The 21,166-nt window shown below is 48.0% G+C and carries 20 protein-coding genes; 10 read left to right on the top strand and 10 right to left on the bottom strand.

Features of this window, described 5'->3' with window-relative positions:
- Positions 1–7: 7 nt before the first annotated feature.
- Positions 8–685: a response regulator transcription factor gene (locus SHEWMR4_RS06050; protein WP_011621939.1), complete on the top strand. Its 678-nt coding sequence runs from the start codon at positions 8–10 to the stop codon at positions 683–685.
- A 141-nt stretch (positions 686–826) separates the two neighbouring features.
- Here SHEWMR4_RS06050 and hpf (SHEWMR4_RS06045) read toward each other — a convergent pair whose 3' ends face one another.
- Positions 827–1,183, bottom strand: coding sequence for a ribosome hibernation-promoting factor, HPF/YfiA family (hpf, locus tag SHEWMR4_RS06045; RefSeq protein WP_011621938.1), 357 nt, complete (start codon positions 1,181–1,183; stop codon positions 827–829).
- A gap of 229 nt (positions 1,184–1,412) precedes the next feature.
- Positions 1,413–2,981, bottom strand: a complete 1,569-nt coding sequence (locus SHEWMR4_RS06040; RefSeq protein WP_011621937.1) for a methyl-accepting chemotaxis protein — start codon at positions 2,979–2,981, stop codon at positions 1,413–1,415.
- A 423-nt stretch (positions 2,982–3,404) separates the two neighbouring features.
- Between SHEWMR4_RS06040 and SHEWMR4_RS06035 the strand changes: the two genes are divergently transcribed.
- From SHEWMR4_RS06035 to SHEWMR4_RS06015, 5 genes are all read left to right on the top strand, one after another.
- Positions 3,405–3,773 carry a DUF3649 domain-containing protein gene (locus tag SHEWMR4_RS06035; protein WP_011621936.1) on the top strand — a complete coding sequence of 123 codons (369 nt, stop codon included), beginning with the start codon at positions 3,405–3,407 and terminating at the stop codon, positions 3,771–3,773.
- A 1-nt stretch (position 3,774) separates the two neighbouring features.
- A complete protein-coding gene (locus SHEWMR4_RS06030) occupies positions 3,775–5,457 on the top strand; it encodes a PepSY-associated TM helix domain-containing protein (protein ID WP_011621935.1) in 1,683 nt (560 codons plus the stop codon).
- Positions 5,454–5,804 carry a DUF3325 domain-containing protein gene (locus SHEWMR4_RS06025; protein ID WP_011621934.1) on the top strand — a complete coding sequence of 117 codons (351 nt, stop codon included), beginning with the start codon at positions 5,454–5,456 and terminating at the stop codon, positions 5,802–5,804. The genes SHEWMR4_RS06030 and SHEWMR4_RS06025 overlap by 4 nt, the downstream gene beginning before the upstream one ends.
- Positions 5,805–5,903: 99 nt before the next feature.
- Positions 5,904–6,341, top strand: a complete 438-nt coding sequence (locus SHEWMR4_RS06020) for an OsmC family protein (RefSeq protein ID WP_011621933.1) — start codon at positions 5,904–5,906, stop codon at positions 6,339–6,341.
- A gap of 129 nt (positions 6,342–6,470) precedes the next feature.
- Complete coding sequence (locus SHEWMR4_RS06015) at positions 6,471–6,893, top strand: hypothetical protein (protein WP_011621932.1); 423 nt, start codon at positions 6,471–6,473, stop codon at positions 6,891–6,893.
- A 106-nt stretch (positions 6,894–6,999) separates the two neighbouring features.
- Here SHEWMR4_RS06015 and SHEWMR4_RS06010 read toward each other — a convergent pair whose 3' ends face one another.
- From SHEWMR4_RS06010 to thrA, 6 genes are all read right to left on the bottom strand, one after another.
- Complete coding sequence (locus SHEWMR4_RS06010) at positions 7,000–10,281, bottom strand: S41 family peptidase (RefSeq protein WP_011621931.1); 3,282 nt, start codon at positions 10,279–10,281, stop codon at positions 7,000–7,002.
- A 206-nt stretch (positions 10,282–10,487) separates the two neighbouring features.
- The gene (locus SHEWMR4_RS06005; protein WP_011621930.1) at positions 10,488–11,366 is read right to left on the bottom strand and encodes a substrate-binding periplasmic protein; all 879 of its coding nucleotides are present in this window, start codon (positions 11,364–11,366) and stop codon (positions 10,488–10,490) included.
- A 169-nt stretch (positions 11,367–11,535) separates the two neighbouring features.
- On the bottom strand, positions 11,536–11,796 hold the full coding sequence (locus tag SHEWMR4_RS06000) for a hypothetical protein (protein ID WP_413540387.1): 261 nt from the start codon (positions 11,794–11,796) through the stop codon (positions 11,536–11,538).
- A 298-nt stretch (positions 11,797–12,094) separates the two neighbouring features.
- A complete protein-coding gene (gene thrC, locus SHEWMR4_RS05995) occupies positions 12,095–13,378 on the bottom strand; it encodes a threonine synthase (protein WP_011621928.1) in 1,284 nt (427 codons plus the stop codon).
- Positions 13,379–13,443: 65 nt separating this feature from the next.
- Positions 13,444–14,382 (bottom strand): homoserine kinase, encoded by a 939-nt coding sequence (gene thrB, locus SHEWMR4_RS05990; RefSeq protein WP_011621927.1) that lies wholly within the window; start codon positions 14,380–14,382, stop codon positions 13,444–13,446.
- Positions 14,379–16,847 carry a bifunctional aspartate kinase/homoserine dehydrogenase I gene (thrA, locus tag SHEWMR4_RS05985; RefSeq protein ID WP_011621926.1) on the bottom strand — a complete coding sequence of 823 codons (2,469 nt, stop codon included), beginning with the start codon at positions 16,845–16,847 and terminating at the stop codon, positions 14,379–14,381. The genes thrB and thrA overlap by 4 nt, the downstream gene beginning before the upstream one ends.
- A 642-nt stretch (positions 16,848–17,489) precedes the next feature.
- Here thrA and slyD point away from each other — a divergent pair.
- Together slyD and SHEWMR4_RS05970 are read left to right on the top strand one after the other, a co-directional pair.
- Entirely contained in the window at positions 17,490–18,152 is a 663-nt protein-coding gene (slyD, locus tag SHEWMR4_RS05975) for a peptidylprolyl isomerase (RefSeq protein WP_011621925.1), read from the top strand.
- A gap of 192 nt (positions 18,153–18,344) precedes the next feature.
- Positions 18,345–18,722 carry a hypothetical protein gene (locus SHEWMR4_RS05970; RefSeq protein ID WP_011621924.1) on the top strand — a complete coding sequence of 126 codons (378 nt, stop codon included), beginning with the start codon at positions 18,345–18,347 and terminating at the stop codon, positions 18,720–18,722.
- 30 nt (positions 18,723–18,752) lie between these two features.
- On the opposite strand, the gene trpR is transcribed toward SHEWMR4_RS05970, so the two are convergent.
- Positions 18,753–19,028, bottom strand: a complete 276-nt coding sequence (trpR, locus tag SHEWMR4_RS05965; RefSeq protein WP_011621923.1) for a trp operon repressor — start codon at positions 19,026–19,028, stop codon at positions 18,753–18,755.
- Between the two features lie 189 nt (positions 19,029–19,217).
- Between trpR and SHEWMR4_RS05960 the strand changes: the two genes are divergently transcribed.
- Positions 19,218–19,667, top strand: coding sequence for a c-type cytochrome (locus tag SHEWMR4_RS05960; RefSeq protein ID WP_011621922.1), 450 nt, complete (start codon positions 19,218–19,220; stop codon positions 19,665–19,667).
- A gap of 65 nt (positions 19,668–19,732) precedes the next feature.
- Here the strand turns inward: SHEWMR4_RS05960 and SHEWMR4_RS05955 are convergent, their stop codons facing one another.
- Positions 19,733–20,422 (bottom strand): cytochrome b/b6 domain-containing protein, encoded by a 690-nt coding sequence (locus tag SHEWMR4_RS05955; RefSeq protein WP_011621921.1) that lies wholly within the window; start codon positions 20,420–20,422, stop codon positions 19,733–19,735.
- Positions 20,423–20,719: 297 nt separating this feature from the next.
- On the opposite strand from SHEWMR4_RS05955, the gene hpf (SHEWMR4_RS05950) reads away from it, so the two are divergent.
- The gene (gene hpf / locus SHEWMR4_RS05950; protein ID WP_011621920.1) at positions 20,720–21,076 is read left to right on the top strand and encodes a ribosome hibernation-promoting factor, HPF/YfiA family; all 357 of its coding nucleotides are present in this window, start codon (positions 20,720–20,722) and stop codon (positions 21,074–21,076) included.
- Positions 21,077–21,166: the final 90 nt, after the last annotated feature.

Below are 21,166 nucleotides of genomic sequence, written 5' to 3'. Positions count from 1 at the left end.
ATCCCCCATGGAATCTCAGCATAAAGTCACAACCTATGGTCAGCCCACCGCTCGCACAATCAGAGTAGGATTAGTGGAAGATCAACAGCTTGTACGTCAGGGTATCGCCAGCTTGATAGCCATCTCACAGCATATCGAGGTGAGCTGGCAGGCCGAGAATGGTCAAGAGGCGCTAAAACGGCTGCAAACGGATGCCGTAGATGTGCTTTTAAGCGATATACGTATGCCAGTGCTCGATGGTCTCAGTCTGCTAAAACAGCTTCGCGCCGCACAAAATTCCATACCAGTCATTATGTTAACCACCTTTGATGACAGCGAATTGTTTTTAAATAGCCTGCAGGCGGGCGCGAATGGCTTCTTATTGAAAGATGTCTCTCTGGATAAATTACTTGAGGCCATCGAAATCGTGGCCCAGGGCGGACACTTGATTGAACCTTCAGTACTTGAACAGATGCAGCAATCCTCTGCAACAGCGCAAAGCGGCCCGACTCACTACTTATTATCCGAACGCGAGCGGGAGATCTTAGGTTTTATGGCGGGGGGATTTTCCAATAAAGAAATTGCCAATGCAGTGTTTTTGGCCGAAGGCACGGTCAAAAACCATGTATCCACCATACTGGCTAAACTCGATTGCCGTGACCGCACCCAAGCCGTGCTTAAGGGGTTGCAGCTCTCTTTGATTTAAGAAATGCGGCAAATTTAAGGATTGGCTTATAAATGCCTTGGCTCTAAATATTATGGCTTTACCATTTGATTTAGGACGTGTCACACAGCCAATAAAAAAGGGCCAGTTGGCCCTTTTTTATTGCATCGTTAAGGTAATAACCTAGCGCAAATCCATCTCTTGGATAATTTCATGGGCGATAGGTGGCGTTGTGCAGGTTGGCTTTTCATGTAAGTCCGCCTTTAACTGGCCTTTGCGATGTTTAAGTGCAGCATCCAGTTTTTTAGCTGCTGCGGCAATCGCGGGATACATGACTTCATCCGTACCCGAAGCTGAGATGCGACTACCTTCGTAATTTGTCCGAATTTCAACCTGAAACTCGCCATGCTCCTTCGCAATAATAATATCGAGGCCGATGAGTGTGGGGAAATGAGTGGCGATTTTTGAAAACTTTTCGTTAACGTGTTCTTTTACAGAATCAGTAACATCGACATGGTGACCAGAAAGATTAATTTTCATAGATTGTCCCTTTTAGTGTCTTTACTTTTTTTCACTTCACTATTAGAGCTTGGGGCATGGCAAATAAAACACAAGCCCCCTAGGCAAATATTTCGAGCCAAACGGGTATTAGCAGCTGCTAAATGTGAGATTTATCAAAGAAATGACACGATAAGGGAACTAAAAAAATGAGTAACTGGTTGATTTATAATCGACAAAAAATATAAACCAACCAGTTGAATACCAAGGATTAATACTTACGTTGTACGCTCTGTTGCCAGAATTGCTGCGATAGGTGGTGGGTTTTAGTCGATAATCGCGAAACCTGATCTCCCCTGGCCGCCGCATCCTGGGTCTGCTGCAAACTCTGCTGCGCCAAATCGCTGATCACATGGATAGCACGGCTGATTTCTGCCGCCACGGAGGTCTGCTGAGTCATTGCGGCCGCATTATCATCACTCAAAGAGTTAATTCTAGCGATAGAAGATAACAACTCACCAAAGGCAATGCTGGCATCCTGCGCTAATGAAACTGAGCGCTTAACCTGCTCTTGACCCGCCGTCATAGTTGATACCGCCCTTTGCGTACTGTCTTTAAAGCGGCTTACAATCTGTTCAATTTGCGAGGTCGACTGGCTGGTTCGGCTAGATAACTGCCGGACTTCATCGGCAACGACCGCAAAACCGCGACCGCTTTCCCCCGCCCGCGCCGCTTCAATCGCGGCATTCAGCGCTAACAGATTGGTTTGATCGGCAATCGCGCGGATCACTTCTAGCACTTGATGAATCGCTTGGCTGTCCTGCTCAATCGTTTGCACCACATCGGAGAAATGGCTCACCTGTACACTCAGCTGATGTATCGCCTCGATAACGGTTTCAAGCCGTGAATGACCACGCTGCGCCGCCTCATGGCTAGAAACCATCTCGGATGCGGTGCGATGGATATTATCCGTTACCTCCGCAAAGCTGGCACTCATTTGCTCCATCGCCGTTGCAGCCTGTGTGGTTTGCGCGCTCTGGCTATCGGCATGTTCCCAAGTATTGGTGATAGTTTGTTTCAGATTCACGCTCTGCTCTTGGATCTCACTGGCAGAATCCGCCATTCGGCCCACTACGCCGCCAATTTCGGTGATCAAAAATCGCAGCGCCAGATCTAGCTTACCGATTTCATCTTGCCTGCCGGTGTAAACCCCCATAGCAACGGGATCATCGATAATATTGCTGGCCACCTGTACTAATGCCTGAAAAGGCTGCATGAGCATATACCACAGACCCAAAGCAAGTAGTCCACCAGCAAGGGCAGCTAAGATGGGCGAATACGTTGCCAAGTAGGCAGTTAGTGCGATGGTAAACAACATCGTCACGAGTATTTTTCCGCGAAATCCTAAGCGGTCTTTTTTCAGCGCCTTGGGCTGTTGTCCTTGATTGATCCCTTGATAGATTTCCTCGGCCGCCTTGATTTGTTCTGGGGTTGCTTGGCGGCGAACGGATTGATACTCATGAATTTTGCCATTTTCGTACACAGGGGCGACGTAGGCATTCACCCAGTAATAGCCACCGGTTTTTGTTCTATTTTTGACAATCCCCATCCAAGGTTTGCCGCTTCTTATCCGTTCCCAAAGCATTTTAAAGGCGGCTGATGGCATATCACCATGGCGCACTATGTTATGCGGGCTCCCCTGCAACTCGGCAACGCTATATTCACTGATCTGCGAAAAGGTTTGATTGACATACTTAATGTTGCCTTTCAGATCGGTTGTCGAGAGGAGAATAGCGTTTTCGGATAGGTGTTTTTCACCATTTTTTGAATGTGTTTGCATAGGGCGCACTAACGGATTCCATGTGAAAGTTGCGCCGCATTTTGCCAAAAGCACAGAACGCCTGCTTTGATTAAGCTCACAGTGAGAGCATAAAAATTAACCAAATTCTAAACAAGCAAGATCAATCACATCAATAAAAACAAACATTTGTGACAAATTGCACATTATGAAATGTTTGCCGCTTAAGCGACTCCAGCGTGATGTTTACGCTGTCACAAATTCGTTAGGGATCTCACAGATAAACGCAAATGATATTGTTTATCATTTAAATAAACTAGGTTATACTCCAAGCCGAGTAGCGACTCTCCTTTGCTCATGCACCCAAGCGGACTGGGTTAGGCATAAGAATAATCAATGGAGTGGTATGCATGATATGGCACATCGCCATAACGGTTTTAATATTGACTGAAATAAGCAACACTTATGTCTCATATCCCAGTTTCCAATACACCAACATCGGCAGCCTCTGCTTCCGCTGTGACGAGTTATTATCACGCCGTCATTCGCTGGATTAAGCAAGACCAGACCCAGTTTGGTTTGCAGGTGTTTGTGCGCGCCAGCGCCGCTTTATTAGCGGGTTATATCGCTGCGGCAACACTAGCCTGTATGTTGACCCAAGTCCTGCCTATGTCTCGATTTGAAAGCACCTTAACCGCCAATATGCTGGCCTTTTTGTTTTATGCCATCGCCATCATTTACGCCTTCTGTGTGCGTAAAACGTGGCATGCGTGGCGTGACTTAAGCCTATTTAGCCTCCTGTGTTTTGCTCTGCTTAAGGTGTGTGGACAGTAAGATGAAAGAAACTTTTTTTAGAACCCTCTCCTGGCTGCACACTTGGGCGGGTTTGCTCGTGTGCTGGGTATTACTGCTGATCTTTTTTGCTGGTAGCCTGAGTTATTTCCGCCATGAAATGAGCCTGTGGGCCGAGCCAGAACTCCACCGCGGCGCCTTTCAAGACTATCAAACGAATCAAGTAGCGACTCAGCTTGACCAAGGTCAAGACTACATTGAAGCGCATTCCGCGGCGGCAACCCAACGCTGGTTAATCAATTTCCCAACCGATAGAAGCCCCATGCTGAGCTTTGCGTGGCAACTGCCGCCTGAAAAGGGTCAACGCCGAGGCAAAATCGAGCAGCATGTCACCAAGGCCGATGGCAGTGGCATGATCACCGATGTCCGCGACAGCCGCGGCGGTGACTTCTTCTACCGTTTACATTTCGACCTACACTACATGCCAGCCATTACGGCGCGCTACATTGTGGGTGTCTGCACTATGTTTATGTTAATTGCCCTTATCAGCGGCATCGTTATCCATAAGCGTATCTTTAAAGACTTGTTTAGCTTTCGTCAGAACAAGGGCGCTCGCTCTTGGTTAGATGCCCATAATGTCAGCTCTGTGATTGCCCTGCCCTACCATTTAATGATCACCTATACTGGCCTCATCACTTTAATGCTGATCTATATCCCATGGACGGTAAGCACAGCTTATCCTGAGGATAATCAAGCCTTTTTAAAAGAACTCAATCCGGCGAGACAAACAGAAAAAGCCTCGGGCATTCAGGCAGAGCAAGTGCGCTTAAGCCAACTGTTGCCCCAAGTTCAGGCAGAATGGGGCGATGCACCTATCAAGCAGGTGATTGTTTCCTATCCGAAAGATCAAAATAGCCAAGTGACCTTCTACCAAAATACCGGTAAAGACGTCACCGACGAATCAACACTCCTAGTGTTTAACGGTGTTACGGGTGAACTCAAGTACGCCAGCCCCCATGAGATGTCGGCAACCGTCGTGACCTACGACACTATGATGTCGCTGCACACCGCGCGTTTTGCCGCGCCACTGCTGCGTATTTTGTTCTTCTTCTGTGGCTTACTCGGCTGCGCCATGGTCGCAACGGGCACCTTAATGTGGGCGATTCGTCTACGCCAGAAGCAGCAAAAGGCAATCGATAAAGGCGAGAAAGCGAGTCGTGGTCTGCGCTTAGTCGAAGGATTAAACTTCATGTTTATCTTAGGCTTGCCCTTAGGCGCGGCGGCATTTTTCTATGCAAACCGCCTACTACCAACGGATTTTGCCGCCCGCTCAGCCTGGGAAGTACATAGCTTCTTTATCACTTTAGGAGCGATGGGCGTATGGGCATTTTTCGGTCGAAGCCGACGCCATTGGCAATTCGCCTTGATGCTTATCGGAGCGCTTTATTGCGCACTGCCGCTGTTAAATGCGGCCACGTCTCCGAGCCACTTAATTGATAATATCCGCAGCCAACAATGGGCACTGGTTGGGTTTGATGTGCTCGCGCTGTTACTGGGTTGTGCCATGCTTTTTGCGAGCACTCGACTCTCGGCCGTGGTGAAAACATTGCAAAAGCCGAGTCGAAAAAATACCACAGCAGTTGAAAAAGTCAGGAGAAAACAACCTGAACCGAGTTATGCTAACGAACTTGCCTCGTCGTCTCCCTTGGAGGAAGCAAAATCATGATGCCAGAATTTATCCCAGTGCTCGGCATTCTCGGGCTCAGTTATCTCTCCCTTGCGCTGTTTGCGTTAGCCAAGTTTGGCCATTTTAAGGATGTGTTTAAGCGCCCACCATCGCAGTGGCAGAGCCGTCTGTTAACCCTGTTTGCTTGGCTGTTATTAATCATCAGCCTAAGCACCTGCGCCCAGGGACAAGGTTGGGCCTATGGCAGCATTTTGTTTATGGGGATCATCTCGCTTGCGGCGATGCTTGTGATTTTGACCCTAAGCTACAGCCCGCGCCATCTTCCCATCGGTATAGTCACCGGCAGTGTATTGACTTGCAGCTTACTGTTAACGGGTGGGATCTAAACCGTTTCCAAGGCGGCGCACTAAACTGTGCGCCCCATGCTGGAGAAGTCTTTTTAGCTAAGCTATAGTGCCCTGATGTCCTGCAATGAGGAGAAAAACATGGGCTTTAACTTAACGGTGAATTGGCAAACCTCTCCAGCCGAAGAAGGCGAATTCTGCCGTGACCACAGCATTACGTTTGGCAGCGGTCAAACGATTCAGGCATCTTCTGCCCCCGAGTACAAGGGCAATGAACACTTGGTTAATCCAGAGGAAAGCCTGCTTGCGGCCTTGTCCTCCTGTCATATGTTGACCTTCCTCGCCATCGCTCATCTTAAACGTCTCCCTGTCGCCTCCTATGTCGACGAGGCTTCGGCTGAGCTAGGGAAAAACGAGGCAGGCAAGCTTGCGGTCACAAAAATGGTCTTAAATCCTAAGGTAGTGTTTGCCGAAGGTGTCGAGGTTTCTGCTGAGACTCTTGAGAAAATTCACGAAAAAGCACACGCAAACTGCTTTATCGCCAATACGTTAGCGACAGACATTCAAATTAAGTTTTAACGATTTGGGGCAAGTTTATCGCGATAAACTTGCCCTTTCCGATGACCTATTTCCCCACCCGTTCAGCTTAGCTCAAGCTCAGTTACCGTATGATAACGCCATATCGCACGCTCACACTCGAGGTCAGCTATGCAAATCCAAGCCTATCGTAATACCGCAACCCCCTATCAACAGCCAGCAGCAACAGCCACGACGAGTACGGCAGCAGCCGCACCCGCCAGCGCGAGCACTGTGACCCTGTCTAATGAAGCGAAACAACTGTCGCAGGTGGACCCGATCCCACAACCTCATGCGCCAGACTTAAGCAAAGTGAAGGCGGGTGTTGAGCAATATGCCCATATTCAAGCGACCAAAATGAAGTATCAGGTCGCATCGGACATGGTCAATATCGCGATGGGAACGAACGATGGGATTTCGGCTCCCACGGCTTACTATTTGAGTCACAACGATTCGGCTAGGGCTGCAACTGTGGGGCAAATGGCGAATCAACAACAAGTCAACACCCTGCAAGCCTATGTTGATGCCAGCGAAAGCACTAATGAGTGGGCATAAAAAAAGGTGTTGTCTCGGGAACCACAAGACAACACCCTAACATTGAACCAAGCCAGCTTAACTCGGCTAACTTAAACCTTAGTTAAATTTCTATTTTTTAAGCTAATTACTTAGCTTTTATGTCTTCTGCCATTCCTTTCGCCGGCATAGGCTGCGCCTTCAATGCGGGGATAGGCTGCTTAATCAACTCATCCTTAAGATAGCTGATGGCCGTTTCGAGCTGCGCATCGTGGCCATTAAAGGTCGCAAAGGGTAAGTTATCCACCTCGATATCCGGTGTTACCCCATGTCCTTCGAGTACCCAGCGGCCATCCATCGCATATTGCGGATATTCGGCGACCCGCGCCATACCTTTATCTGTGAGAGAGTTACGACCCGATAACCACACGCCTGCGCCCGCGGTTTGCTTACCAATGAGCGGAGCAATGCCCAGCGCCTTAATCCCCGCCGAGAAGGTTTCACCATCTGAGTATGTCAACTCGTCGGTTAACACCACTAAATGGCCACGGAAGGTTTGCTGCATATTGGTATTAGGCGTGCCATGGGTTGGCTGCCAGAAGGCCCAAGCGCGGCGTAACAGTTTTTCGATGATCCAACTATCAATATTGCCACCACGGTTACGACGCACGTCGATAATCAAACCGTCCTTGTCGTAATTGGTGTAAAACTCACGGGCAAAACTCTCAATATCGCCGCCGCCCATGGCGTATAAATGCAGGTAACCAATCTTGCCCTTACTCGCCTCGGTCACGACACCTGCGTTGTGGTTAACCCAATCTAAATAACGTAATTGGCTATCGACCTGAGTGCTAACCGGCATCACCACGGTTTTATGGTTTTGGCCGCCGCGTTTAAGCTCAAGCAACACCTGCTTATCCTGCTGATTACGCAATAAACGGGTCACATCGGCCACATTAGTCACAGGTGTGCCATTGATGGCGAGTAACATATCGCCTTCTTTCGCATCGACTTCGATACGGCTTAAGGGCGATGCCTGGCTTGGCAGTTCAGGATCATTACGATAGATATGGGCAATTTTTACCCCATCGTTAGTTTGTTGTAGCCGCGCGCCTAAACTCGAACCTTTGGCCGCGTCAGGGTCTTTGGGCAGATCGCCACCCCGCACTTGCGAGTGCAACGAATCTAGCTCACCCATCATCTGCATAAAGATATCGTTTAACTCGTTACGGTCGGTCAAACGATCAAGTAGCGGTTGGTACTTGGCCTTGGTCGCTTGCCAATCGAGGCCGCGCATCTTCTTATCGAAAAAGGAGTCCCTGTGCATTAACCAGGCATCTTCAAACATTTGTTGCCATTCTAGGGTGGGTGAAATCGCTAATTGCCACTGATCCGTTTGCACCTTGGCATTTTCGGTATCGCCCAACTTGTCGCCCGCATCGACGATCAGCAGCGACTTTTCATTGCTTTTTTTGCGCAGCAACAACTTGCTACCATCGGCGGACACTCTGTAATTCGCCACGTCTTCGGCAAACACTTCGGCTTTTGGGCGCTGCTCGCTAAACTTAATCGTCATTAAGCTAGGCTCGGTGTCATCGCCAATGGCTTGGTCGAGCACATAGAGACGGCCATCAATGGCAGTTAACTGGCTGTAATTGCCTGAATCGAAAGGCACTTGCCATAAACGCTCGCCAATTCCCGCCCAATCAATTTTTACAGGCGTAGGCTTATCTTTAGAGTCTGCCTTTTCCGCCGTCTTAGCCGTCAGCTCTGTGGGTTTGCTGAAGGGGAACTTGGCATTCTTCACTAAGGCAATCGCAAAAATCTGGCTGCGTTTATCAAACACTGGCCCCATATTGCGGTCGCCCCAAGGTGAGCTTGGTGTCGCAGTAAACTGGCGATTGGAGAGGAAATATAACCACTGGCCATCGCGACTAAAGGTCGGCGAATAGGACTCATACTTGTCACTGGTGAGCGCTTGGGCCTTATTTTCGTCCACTGAATACAGCACAATTTGTGGCCTTTGCTTACCGATTTCGGATTTAGTTAACGCGATAAAACGACTGTCTGCCGACCAGCGAATATCCGCATAGGGGCCGAGTCCCTCACCGTTGCTGATGATTTTTTGATTGGAGTTTTTCTTCAGATCCAGCAACCACACATTGCCATCGTTATCATCGTGGGCAAGGTAGCGGCCATCGTTTGACAGACTCAGCGTCATTCTTAAGGTATGGCCATCTTTGGTGAGTTGCTTCGCGCCGCTGCTGCCATCGGCAGGGAATTGCCAAATTTCCTGTTGGCCACTCATGTCACTGATGGCATAAACCGATTTACCATCCTGACTCATAATCGCATTGCGCACGCGATAGGTACCAGGCAGTGCCACTTGGACTAAACGTGAACCATCAATGCCCGCAATCGCCACATGGCTACGGGCGGTGATCACCACTTTATCGCCCGCAAGCGCAAGGTTCGCTGAGGTCGCATAATCCATAGGATCTTTTACCCAATGTTCGCGGCGTTGGGCGAAATCGGACTTTAATTCAATATCTAATAATGAGTCTTTGGCAGCGGCGATATCAAAAACATGAATATCTGCGCCCTGCTGGAACACGACTTTACCTTGGTCCATGCGAGCGCCGCGCACCTGCCAATCTTTATATTGGGTCAACTGTTTCGCGTCACTGCCATCCAGAGCCATGGACCAGAGATTGTCGTTACCATCGCTGTCGCTGATAAAGTAGAGTCTGTCTTGCCATAGCATAGGTTGACGCACCGAACCTTGATGCTGACCACTGAGCAACTGTGCCTCGTCTTTGCCACCGAGTTTAAAGCGCCATAACTCACCCTTAGCGCCGCCGCGATAAACCTTAGCGTTATCGCCGGTGACCTGCAGGCCAAAACGGGTAAAGTACACATATTGATTATTGGCATCGACCACCCCTTCCACCGCATCGGCGAGTGGTAAGTCGGTCGTCGCCAAGGTTTCTGGATTCACCAGTCGCAACATCCAATTGTTCGCAGGGCCAAAACCACTATCGGTGGAATAAAGCACTTCGCCCTTTGCGGTCCAGCCTTGCACGCGCACTCGGCTATTTTCGAAACTCACTCGTTTGGCCACACCACCCGCAACAGGAATAACATAAACCTCACTCGCGCCCTCATAATTGGCGACATAGGCCACCCATTTACCATCGGCGGAGATGGCGGCGCCTAGCTCTTCGGCAGGAAGAGTGGTCAGGCGCGTCGCCGCCTTTTGCCCGAGCGTTTGCGTCCAAAGATCACCTTCGGCCGTAAAGACTAAGGTCTGGTCATGCAATGCTGGCGCACGGTAATAACCTTGATTGCTGGCGGGTTGAGCGATGGCGTGGGCTGCGGACAAAGTGCCAAGGGCAAGCATGCAGCAGGCAACAGAATGACGAAGTTTCATGTGTAGTCTCTATCCTATTGTTATTGTTAGCAATGGACTGTTAATGGGCGTGATTGACGAATGATGACCCAAAGTCTGGCAAAGTAATCCCACAAGCTAGCAGAAATTGATAGAGAGAGCAGTATCTTAAGCCAATAGAAGTTTTAGCAAATGTGTCATAGGCTTACCATTTGCTATACCAATAATCTTAAAGGTATTTATCTGAGTCATTCGATGGTGAGCAAGTCAGCATATTGCCAAGAGAATGAATTAAACTGATGACTCATTTTGGTTTGTTGCGCCAGCGAAAATTGCTGCCACTTGTAAACAATTCGGGCAATCTCACCATTGGCGCTTAGCGCCTCGATGGCGACATTAAATTGCTTCACTCGCGATGACGAGGATGTTTGCTTGCTGAACATTAAGTGGATTTGATTACGATCCAAAACAGGTTTCAGTGACGATAACCTCACCCCTTGATGCTGACTGGCTATATAAGGCATAGCCATGGAATCACCGATAATCAGATCCGCTCGGCCATAAGTAAGCATTTGCACCGATTTGTCGGCATCGGGACTGAGTATCAACAGGTGCTCTTGTTCTAAGCGCTGCCGCGTCTGCTCATAATCCACGCCATACCATCCACTGATGGGCACTAATAAACGTAGTTTTTGGCTGAAAATATCCTGCCATTGGGTCAACTGGATCTTGTCTTTTTTCTCGTCCAACACAAATAGACGCACTTCTTCATCACGGTAGGCGGCTGAAAATAAGGCATACTCCTCACGTTTGGCCGTTTTGGTAGCGCCCATCATCATGTCTAAGGAACCACTTTTCAGCATTTGGTGTGAGCGCTTAGCGGGCACATTGATAAAAATCACCTCACAACCTAAGTGTTCGGCAAAGGCGCGAAGCAGCTCCACATCAAGCCCCTGCGCTTCACCCTGCTGATCTCGCCAGGCATAGGGCGGCCAATCGTTATAACCGACTCTCAGGGGATTTAAACAGACAGATACTACTGCCTCAGAAGGAGCACCAAAAGTGGGGAAAATAAAAATACATAACAGCAAGATATGGCTAAACTGAAAAACGAACCTAGGCACCATAGTCGCCCCATTATCGGTTGTTCTCGTCCCTATCTAGGATAGCTAACGCATTCAGTTTGCCGTTAGAACCCGCAGCGTTCCTATCGCCTTCCTAAGCTTAGTCCGCATCACCTGAGGATGCCATAGGCTTAAATTGGCTCAAGCGCCATTAAGGCATAAACCCTTGGCCTTACAATAAGCATTTGTACACTATCGCAACCACTTTGGTTGGGTCGCCCATATCCGTTTGCAACCACACTATATGGGTACCACCTAACTCCTGTCCTTGCAAGGCGGCGGATTGCTTTGCCTCGGCAAGGTTATTGGCATGGCGACTCACGCCCGTTACTAAGGCAAAACTATCACAGTGAGTCACTTCAAAATCGTAGGCTTCGTTAATGCGCTGTTGCAGTTGCAAAGGCTCAACTGCACAGCCGGCAAGAAAAAAGATAAGACAAGATCCTAATAAGGCACATTTAAACAAAACAGTTTATCCAATTGTTAAATCCTAAATAGGCGGGCGAACATACCGAATTCAATCCGACTTAATTGTGAGGCAAGTCACATCTCCTTAACGACAACCCATACACTAAGTTACAAATATTAATTTGATTTCAGGTAGTTATATAAAGGTTTGATAATCACTGTGGATGATAAGTTTTAATTAATTCTCTTGAGCCTCATTTACACTTGTAAAAAAGGGAGTCAATTGACTCCCTTGATATTTCGCTTAACAGTAATTTTCAAGCTCAGCTTAACACCGCAAATAAATGTGACTTTAGCTGGGCAAAATCGGCGGCTAATTCAGCCGAGAGTATAGGTTTATGCTCCACCGCCTTAAGTTCTGCAGGCAAAGGTAAATCGAGGTTAAGCTCTCTATCTACGACATCCTTAAACTTGGCGGGATGCGCCGTGCCTAAAAATATCCCCACTTCATCAGGCACTAAGTTGAGCGATAACGCCTTAGCCGCAATCGCCGCATGGGGCTCAGACACATAGCCCTTAGCTTGTAATTCCGCCAAGGCCTCCGAGGTTTGAGCCTCAGACAGGCGAATACCCACTAAGTCCGAAAGTGGCCAACCGAGTTTCTCGCAAATAGCCTCGACGCGCGGCCAGTTACTTGGCTCGCTCACATCCATCGCATTGGACATAGTCGCTTGAGTGGGATTGGGTTGCCAATCACCACTCTCTAAATAACGTGGGACAGTGTCATTGGCGTTGGTGGCGGCAATAAAACGTTTAACAGGTAAGCCCATGGCTTTGGCAAATAATCCCGCGGTCAAGTTTCCAAAGTTTCCACTGGGCACGGCAATCACAGGATCGGCCTCATGGCGCTGTTTCGATTGGGCGACCGCTTCGAAGTAATAACAAATCTGTGCCAGTAAACGACTGATGTTGATTGAGTTGGCCGAGTTTAAATGCAAGCCATCACGCACATCGCTATCTTCAAAAGCCTGTTTGACTAAGTGCTGGCAAGCATCGAAATCGGACGCTACTGCCACAGTGTGGATGTTCTTACCTAAGGTGGTGAACATCTTTTCCTGTAGCTCACTGATTTTGCCCTTAGGATAGAGCACGACTACATTGACTTTATCTAGGCCGTAAAAGGCATCGGCCACCGCCGCCCCAGTGTCACCCGAGGTCGCGGTTAGAATGGTTAAGCGCGAGTCTTGAGCAAAGGCATTGATGCATTGCGCCATAAAGCGCGCACCAAAATCCTTGAATGCTAAAGTTGGCCCATGGAAAAGCTCGAGGCACGAGCGCTGCTCATCGACCGCCACCAAGGGCAAATCGAAATTAAAGGCACGCTCGACTAGCTTATCTACCGCGCCTTGCCCAAGCTCTGAGGCGAGCCAAGCGCCGAGCACTTTTTTACTGCGCTCGACAAAAGGCATTGCCAGCAGCGCCTCAATATCGTGCAACACTGGGATTTGAGTAGGAAAAAACAACCCTCTGTCTTTACCGAGTCCTAATTGCACCGCTTCCTTAAAGCTCACTTTCTGCGAAGGGTGTTTTAAATTATATAGTTCCATGCTCACTCGACCTTATCAGTGCCAAGCCTTTAGGCTTGGGCTTAATGCTGTTAAAAGTAAGAAAATTAATCGACTCGGCGCGTGCCTTGCTCATCGAGGCGGCACACATGGGCAAAGCCCCCCGCTTCAGTCAGATAATGAGCCTCTAACCACGCCTTGGCGGCGTTAGCCGTCGCAAGATTGTCTGTCACCGAAAACAGCGTTGGCCCACTACCCGAGATGCCAGTGGTTAACATGCCTAATTCGGCGAGTGCCGCTCTGGCGTTGTCATAACCTGGTATCGCCGCCGCGCGGTAAGGTTCGGCCAGCACATCCTTCAAGACTTGAATCGCAAGCTTGGCGTTTTGCTGATAAGAGGCGTGTACAAAGGCACTCAAATAACGCCCAAAATCGATGGCCACGGACTTATCGTATTGTTCTGGCATGAGTTTACGCATCATTGCCGTTGAGAGTGAAATCCCAGGATACGCCACCACCCAATACCATTGTTTAAAACTGGGGATCGGCTCACAGATAGCGCCAGGCACATTGAGCATCAGCTGCATGCCGCCCAGATAACAGGGCGCGACGTTGTCGTAATGCACGCTACCGCTGATCTTGCCCTCAAATTCGCCCATGAGTTCGAGTAGTGCTTGCTTATCGTATGGACGCTCAAAATGCTCGTTAAGCGCGTAAAGCGCTGCAACCACAGAACTGGCGCTCGAACCTAAGCCACTGCCGACGGGCAAGTTTTTTTCTAGGGTTAATGCCACGCCTTGGTTTTCTTTTCCAAGGGCTTTTAAGAAAAACACCGCGCATTGATGGACGATATTCTCCTCGGGATTACTGGGTAACTTATGCGCCCACGCTCCCACTTGAGTGAGGCTCACCCCCGCATCCGCCGCCGCAATAGTGACTCTATCGCCTAGTAAACTGCCATCGATGGGCGCAAGTGCTGCGCCCAATAAATCAAAGCCCACACCCACATTACCCATAGAGGCGGGAGCGTAAACGGTCAAACTCATACACTCACCTCACGAGTCCAATTTAAGGTTCTTAATACATCGGCAAAGGCGCCGGCCGCTGTCACTTCTGTACCCGCACCGTATCCACGTAATACAAAAGGAATCGGCTGATAATAACGGCTGTAGAATGCTAGCGCGTTTTCACCGCCTTTTACGCTGTAGAGCGGATCGGTAGCATCGACTTCGGTGATACGCACATAACACGCGCCTTCTTCAATCTGCCCCACATAACGCAGCACTTTACCCTGCGCTTTCGCCTCTGCCACTCGCGCCGCAATCGCGGCATCGGCCTCGGGTAAACGCGCCATAAAACTTTCCACATCGCCTGAATCATCAAAATCGTCAGGTAAGACTGAGTCGACAACGATATCGCTTAGCTCAAGTTTCAAACCCACTTCACGGGCCAAGATCAGCACTTTACGCGCCACATCCATACCACTTAAATCATCACGGGGATCGGGCTCGGTAAAGCATTTTTCCCGCGCCAGTTTAGTCGCTTCTGACAGCGTCATACCCTCATCGAGTTTACCGAAGATAAAGGATAAGGAGCCTGACAAAATACCGTTAAACTTGTGCAACTTATCGCCAGCAAATAACAGTTTTTTCAAGTTATCGATAACGGGCAATCCTGCGCCAACGTTAGTCTCATACAAGAACTGACGACGTTGTTTCAAGGCTGTTTGACGCAGTGCTTGGTAGTAAGCGTAGTCTCGAGTATTGGCCTTCTTATTGGGCGTCACCACGTGCATGCCCGCATTCATTACCTCTAAATACTGGTTCGACACTTGATCGCTTGAAGTACAATCCACCAGTACAGGGTTTAATAATTGTTGCTCTTTCACCCAAGCCAATAGCGCGGGCAGATCGCTTGGCTGCTGACTGTCGGCAAGCAGGTTTTGCCAATTATTTAAATCAATACCGGCACTATCGAGTAACATCTTGCTTGAATTCACGATGCCGCAGACACGAATACTAATGTGCTGCTCTTTTAACACACTCGCCTGATGTTTGATTTGCTCGAGTAAGCCTGCGCCAACATTGCCGCAACCCACTAAAAACACATCCAAATATTGCTGCACATCGAAAAAGCCCTGATGACAGGCGGCAACCGCATGTTTGGTCTTTCGCTGCTCGATTACAGTTGAAATAGAACGCTCGGAGGAGCCTTGCGCAATCGCGATAATATTCACACTCGCCTGCGCTAACGCTTGGAAGAACCGCGCCGCCACACCTTTATGGGTACGCATTCCATCACCGATCAAGGAGACGATTGCTAAGTCATGGCGCATTTCAATCGGCTCGAGTAAGTCACTTTTGATTTCTAGCTCAAACTCTTGCTCCAGTGCCGACTTCACTTTGGCGGACTCGCTTGTAGCCACACAAAAGCTGATGCTGTATTCGCAAGAACTCTGGGTGATGAGTGACACGGAAACGCCACTACGGGAAATTGCCGCCAGTGTGCGGCTCGCCATGCCGACCATGCCCTTCATGCCGGGGCCTGATACATCAAACATGGTTTGATTATCCAGATTAGAAATGGCCTTCACCTGCAGACCGCTTTCATCGGCCTGATTCGATACTAGAGTGCCGGGCGCATCGGGATTAAAGCTGTTCTTGATATAACAGGGAATATGAAACTGAGCGATAGGCGCAATGGTTTTAGGATGCAGTACCTTAGCCCCAAAATAAGACAGCTCCATCGCCTCTTGATAACTGAGCTGTGACAGCAACTTAGCATCGGTGACAACCCGAGGATCGGTGTTGTATACGCCGTCAACGTCGGTCCAGATCTCACAACTTGAAGCATCTAAACAAGCGGCCAGCACGGCAGCGGAATAGTCAGAACCGTTACGGCCTAAGGTCACAACCTTGCCGTCTTCATCGGCGGCAGTAAAGCCGGGCATCACCCAAACCCGTTTTTCATCGAGGGCAAGATTTTTGAATCGCGGTTTACTGACGGCAATATCCACCACGGATTCGAGTGGACGACCACGGCCTAAAAACAGCTCACGCGGATCTAGCTGCGCCGAAGTGATGCCTTTTGCCAGCATGACTTGCTCCATCAAAGCAGCAGACAAACGCTCGCCAGCAACAACGATCTCGGCGCGTACTCCGTCAGGGCATTCCTGCAGCAGCGTAATACCGCGTAATCTGTCCTGCCAACGCGCAAGCTGCGCACTCAGTCCGGCGAACAACACTTCGCTTTGACTGCTCGAGAGTCCAGAACTGACCGCATCCTGATAGATCGAGGTAAACACCCGCTCAACGTGTTGAATGACTGGCGAATAATCTTCCCCTTTCACCGCCACATCGACCATTTCTAGCAAGGCGTTTGTCACTGTCGCGGGCGCAGAAAGCACTGTAGCCACCGGCTCTGCTTTTGCCGCCTTGGCCACGATATCCGCCGCCATTGAAAATCGCTGCCAATTTGCAAGCGAGGTACCACCAAATTTCATAACTTTCATCTTGATCTCCTGTACCGCGCCCGACTAAGAAACATAAGCTAGAAACAAAAAAGCCCGCTTCTTTGTGGGAAGCGGGCTCGTCGTTAAAATTCTTTAGGGTGTATCAGCCCGCCCCCACTCTGGTTGTAGTGGTGGTTGTAATAATGGTAATTACTACAAAACCTAGGCTATGCATACGTTTGGGCTAATCCATGTCAATGTGATGTAAAACAGAATTGCCTTTTTCACCTAGCCTTGTCAACCCCCTAACTGGATTATTTATGAACAAATCTTTCACTGCCTCAAATTCGCCTCTTAACATTCATTAATATCAAGTTTTCCTAGGGTAAAAATGCGATTTCATCAATAGAAAACTGTTGACGTAAACGTAATGCCACGCAAATACATCTGATTTTAAACATTTAAATTCAATTAATTATATCAAGCATGTCGTAATGCCTTTAGATTAAGCTATGTAAACCCACTTTCGAGGCCAACAAACCGCAAGCGATATCCATCAACAATTTGGCGTAAATTCCTCTGCAAATGGCCGTTCATCGCATCAACAAAAAGCTGTGCGATATCTAACATAAGCAACTTCAAATTATCGCCAGCGCCCCAAAAGCACGTTATTATGCGCGCACATTCCGAACCGGAGGCGATATGAAGATCACCCAACACAGCGCGGTAACCATTCATTACCGTTTATCAGATCAAGACGGCAGACTTTTAGAAGACTCTTTTGATGCCGAACCTATGCTCTATCTGCACGGTGCAGAAAACCTGATCCCTGGATTAGAAGCTGCATTAGAAGGTAAAACCAAGGGCGAAACACTGGATGTGACTATTAGTGCCGAAGAAGCCTACGGTCCTTACCACGATGGTCTGCGTCAAGCTGTGCCATTAGAAGCATTCGGTGATATCGAAGATATCGTTCCTGGTATGCGCTTTATTGCCGAGACAGAAATGGGTCAACGCCCAGTGCAAGTTGTCGAAGTCAAAGATGATGTGGTCATCGTTGATGGCAATCATCCCTTAGCGGGCCAAGCACTGAGCTTCAACATTGAAATTATCGATGTTCGCGCTGCAACTGCAGAAGAAGTTGCCCATGGCCATATCCATGCCCACGGCGGATGCGGTAGCCATGGACACAGCCATGATCATGACCACGGCGGCGGATGCTGTGGTGGTTCAAGCCAAGATACTGGTGGCTGTTGTGGCGGTTCTGATGATCATGGTCATCATCACCATGACCACGATCATGAAGCCTGCGACACACCAAAAACAGGTTGTGATGGCAATGGCGGTTGCGGTTGCCGCGGCTAATCTAGGCCGTAACGCCTAAAGCTCACTAACCCGAGCAAGATAATGAAGCACTTCCTTACATAAGGAGGTGCTTTTTTTATCAACAAATGTTTATAATCTAAAGGTAAACACGGAAGTTTTAGATAGATTTAGCATTTTTAACTGGAATATTAGGGTTTTAAACCTATTTCGATATCATGCGACCGAGTGCATATGTTAACAAAATCGGTATATGAAGCTTTACCTTATGGTTATATGGCATTAGGCATTGCAAGCTTTATGCTGCTCGAACCCAATTATGCTTTGATTGCTTCAGCTGTCATCTTTGTGCTTGGCGCAAGAATTTACACTATGCGCTCCCAAAACCGTCGCACCGATCCTATCAAACGTAGGAAATCAGGCGGCATCCCTAAGATGATTTATGACCTATTACCCTTCTTATACTTGCTAGGTGCATTGTCCATCTTTAAGTTTTTACCCGAAAAGTTTTACCCATTATTAGCCATATTACTCTTAAGCTATAGCTTCTATATTCTGGTAAGACGTACGCTTTATCGTCGTCATAAGTTGCCTGTCACCCCAATGTTTTAGGCTATTAAGGATAAAGGCACCACAGCGACCTTATTTGATGAGCTGTTGAATTTTTTCTCTATGGCTGGGTGCCATATTCTTTAAATAGTTTGAACAGCGTGTGATCGTGGCGATGCTGACCTCGTATTCCGCCGCGATTTGCCGCTGGCTCATCTCACCATCGAGTAATAATTGGAATACCTTTAATCGTCCCGCGATCGCACTGCGCTCTTCTTCTGTCAGCAATAAATGGAACAACACTGAGAGTTCTTCATAGTTTCCATGGCTCAAAATTTTCTCTAAAACTAAGTCCCAATTGGCTCGCATAATCGCCCCAGTAGTATTGTTTAAGCATTACAACGGCAGTTTAGCAGATTTACTCAACCAACAAATAACTTGTTACGTTTATCCCTCCTACCTAGACAAAAACTGACAAAAATGCTTCTAGTACATTGAGTTAATTTGTGTACAATAGGAGCGCAATGTCACACTTAGACGCTAATTTGTGAGAATACGATGAAAAAATTACTCCTGACTCTCGTTGCCGGTACCTTATTGGCTTCAACTGCACAAGCACACAATTTTGAAGATGCAAAGGACGCGATTGAATATCGCCAATCTGCATTTGGCCTGATTGCTTATAACTTTGGCGATATGGGCGCTATGATGAAAGGCAAGAAACCTTTCGAAGCTGAAACCTTCGCAATGCGCGCCAACAATGTCGCTGCTCTTTCACACATTCCTTTCGAAGGCTTTATTGAAGATTCAGATAAAGGCGATACCGAAGCGCTAGCCAAAGTATGGCAAGACAAGGCTGACTTCGACGCTAAGATGAAAACCTTCCAAGAAAATGCCGCTATTTTAGCGACTGTGGCTCAAAAAGGTGACCAAGCTGAAATCAAGCAAGCCTTTATGAACACTGGCAAGAGCTGTAAAGGTTGTCACGACGTTTACAAAAAAGACTAATTACGCGTTGTAATGTCTAATAAAAAAGCCTGCTACATGCAGGCTTTTTTAATGTTCAGCACTTGCTAGAGCACTTGTACTATGGGCCACATCAAATAGGTAAACACCACTCCAGCGATGATTAACAGCACAATTAAAGCCAACCACTGTGATTTAAACACCAACTGAGTCTCAGATTTGGCGTGCTCTACTTTAGACACCCGTTTGTAACCGCTGAGCATGGCTCCCACTAACTTGTCACCTTTAAGCGCGTGTACAACGACAGCCAACACATGCACGGCACTCAAGGCTAAGATTAGGTTGAAATTCATCTTATGCAACCAAGTGAGAAACGAAGCTGTATCAGCACTCACATAGCTGTACAGTGGACCTTCGGTAAACACATCATCGGTAGCAAAGAGTCCAGTGATTAGCTGTAAGCTGATAATGGCAATCAACACAATCACCATATAACCGCCCATCGGATTATGCCCTAAAACCACTGACACGCCCTTTGCGCGAACGTCTTTCAAATACTCAAACACCACCTTGGGATGATGCACGAAGTGACTAAACCTCGCAGTATCACTGCCAATCAAGCCCCATAAAAGCCGAAAGCCAATCAAGATCAACAAACTATAAGCAAAGATCTGGTGCCATTGCATTTCACCCACTTCGGCGCTCCACCAGAGTAAGGCCATGAGGGCCACCATGCCCCAGTGAAAAAAGCGTGTGGGTAAATCCCAGACTTTAACTTTGATATGTTCGGTTTCCATAATACCTGCCACTCGACTGAGCAATGAAATAAGTGAAGGTATTTTATCGGGAACTAATGAAAAACTTAAAGTAAAGATAGGTAAATGATGGGAAAGACTGCGTAGTTATCCCATCAAATATGGCCTGTTCTGATAGGCAATACAAGCCTTTTCGACCAAGAATCCGCGAGATTTGTCTAAGCGATCAAATAACCAACGAACAGAACTGAACAGGGTGAGAAATGTGATTTAGATCTCGTTTTTAAGGGTGTAGATTGGTAATCTGAAATCGAAGGAAACAAATAGAAGGTGCAACATATGCTAAAGATTACGAGCAAACAACTAGAAGTCACTGCCCCAATCCGTGAACGCATTGAAAGCCGTTTTGACAAACTTTCTAGGCACGATGTGCAGTTGATTAATCCCCATGTCATCATCACAGAGGAGAAACCTGGTTTCAAAATTGAAGCATCGGTTGGCATCCCAAATGGAGAACTTTTTGCTCAAGCAAAACACGACAATCTTTATGCAGCCATTACGGCCATGGGTCAAAAATTAGAGAAACAACTCAATCGATTAACCCATAAACCTGAAGCACAACGTTTCGCATCGATTGCTCATCCCGAAGACGCTGTTAATGTCGAGGATGATTACGAGGAGGAAGATGCAGCTTAAGTTACTCGATGTTAGTGCGAGACCACATCACTTCGAGAGCATAAAGTAGATAAGGTTTAATAGGTCACATTTTTTAGCAAAAGTTTGTTT

Origin of the sequence: Shewanella sp. MR-4 (genome assembly GCF_000014685.1) — a bacterium.
Classification (GTDB): Bacteria; Pseudomonadota; Gammaproteobacteria; order Enterobacterales; family Shewanellaceae; genus Shewanella.
This window is presented reverse-complemented; position numbering and strand designations above follow the sequence as displayed.

Coding starts and splice junctions, on each gene's coding strand:
- SHEWMR4_RS06050 (WP_011621939.1), top strand. CDS start 8: ATGGAATCTCAGCATAAAGTCACAACCTATGGTCAGCCCACCGCTCGC.
- hpf (WP_011621938.1), bottom strand. CDS start 1,183: ATGAAAATTAATCTTTCTGGTCACCATGTCGATGTTACTGATTCTGTA.
- SHEWMR4_RS06040 (WP_011621937.1), bottom strand. CDS start 2,981: ATGCAAACACATTCAAAAAATGGTGAAAAACACCTATCCGAAAACGCT.
- SHEWMR4_RS06035 (WP_011621936.1), top strand. CDS start 3,405: ATGTCTCATATCCCAGTTTCCAATACACCAACATCGGCAGCCTCTGCT.
- SHEWMR4_RS06030 (WP_011621935.1), top strand. CDS start 3,775: ATGAAAGAAACTTTTTTTAGAACCCTCTCCTGGCTGCACACTTGGGCG.
- SHEWMR4_RS06025 (WP_011621934.1), top strand. CDS start 5,454: ATGATGCCAGAATTTATCCCAGTGCTCGGCATTCTCGGGCTCAGTTAT.
- SHEWMR4_RS06020 (WP_011621933.1), top strand. CDS start 5,904: ATGGGCTTTAACTTAACGGTGAATTGGCAAACCTCTCCAGCCGAAGAA.
- SHEWMR4_RS06015 (WP_011621932.1), top strand. CDS start 6,471: ATGCAAATCCAAGCCTATCGTAATACCGCAACCCCCTATCAACAGCCA.
- SHEWMR4_RS06010 (WP_011621931.1), bottom strand. CDS start 10,281: ATGAAACTTCGTCATTCTGTTGCCTGCTGCATGCTTGCCCTTGGCACT.
- SHEWMR4_RS06005 (WP_011621930.1), bottom strand. CDS start 11,366: ATGGTGCCTAGGTTCGTTTTTCAGTTTAGCCATATCTTGCTGTTATGT.
- thrC (WP_011621928.1), bottom strand. CDS start 13,378: ATGGAACTATATAATTTAAAACACCCTTCGCAGAAAGTGAGCTTTAAG.
- thrB (WP_011621927.1), bottom strand. CDS start 14,382: ATGAGTTTGACCGTTTACGCTCCCGCCTCTATGGGTAATGTGGGTGTG.
- thrA (WP_011621926.1), bottom strand. CDS start 16,847: ATGAAAGTTATGAAATTTGGTGGTACCTCGCTTGCAAATTGGCAGCGA.
- slyD (WP_011621925.1), top strand. CDS start 17,490: ATGAAGATCACCCAACACAGCGCGGTAACCATTCATTACCGTTTATCA.
- SHEWMR4_RS05970 (WP_011621924.1), top strand. CDS start 18,345: ATGTTAACAAAATCGGTATATGAAGCTTTACCTTATGGTTATATGGCA.
- trpR (WP_011621923.1), bottom strand. CDS start 19,028: ATGCGAGCCAATTGGGACTTAGTTTTAGAGAAAATTTTGAGCCATGGA.
- SHEWMR4_RS05960 (WP_011621922.1), top strand. CDS start 19,218: ATGAAAAAATTACTCCTGACTCTCGTTGCCGGTACCTTATTGGCTTCA.
- SHEWMR4_RS05955 (WP_011621921.1), bottom strand. CDS start 20,422: ATGGAAACCGAACATATCAAAGTTAAAGTCTGGGATTTACCCACACGC.
- hpf (WP_011621920.1), top strand. CDS start 20,720: ATGCTAAAGATTACGAGCAAACAACTAGAAGTCACTGCCCCAATCCGT.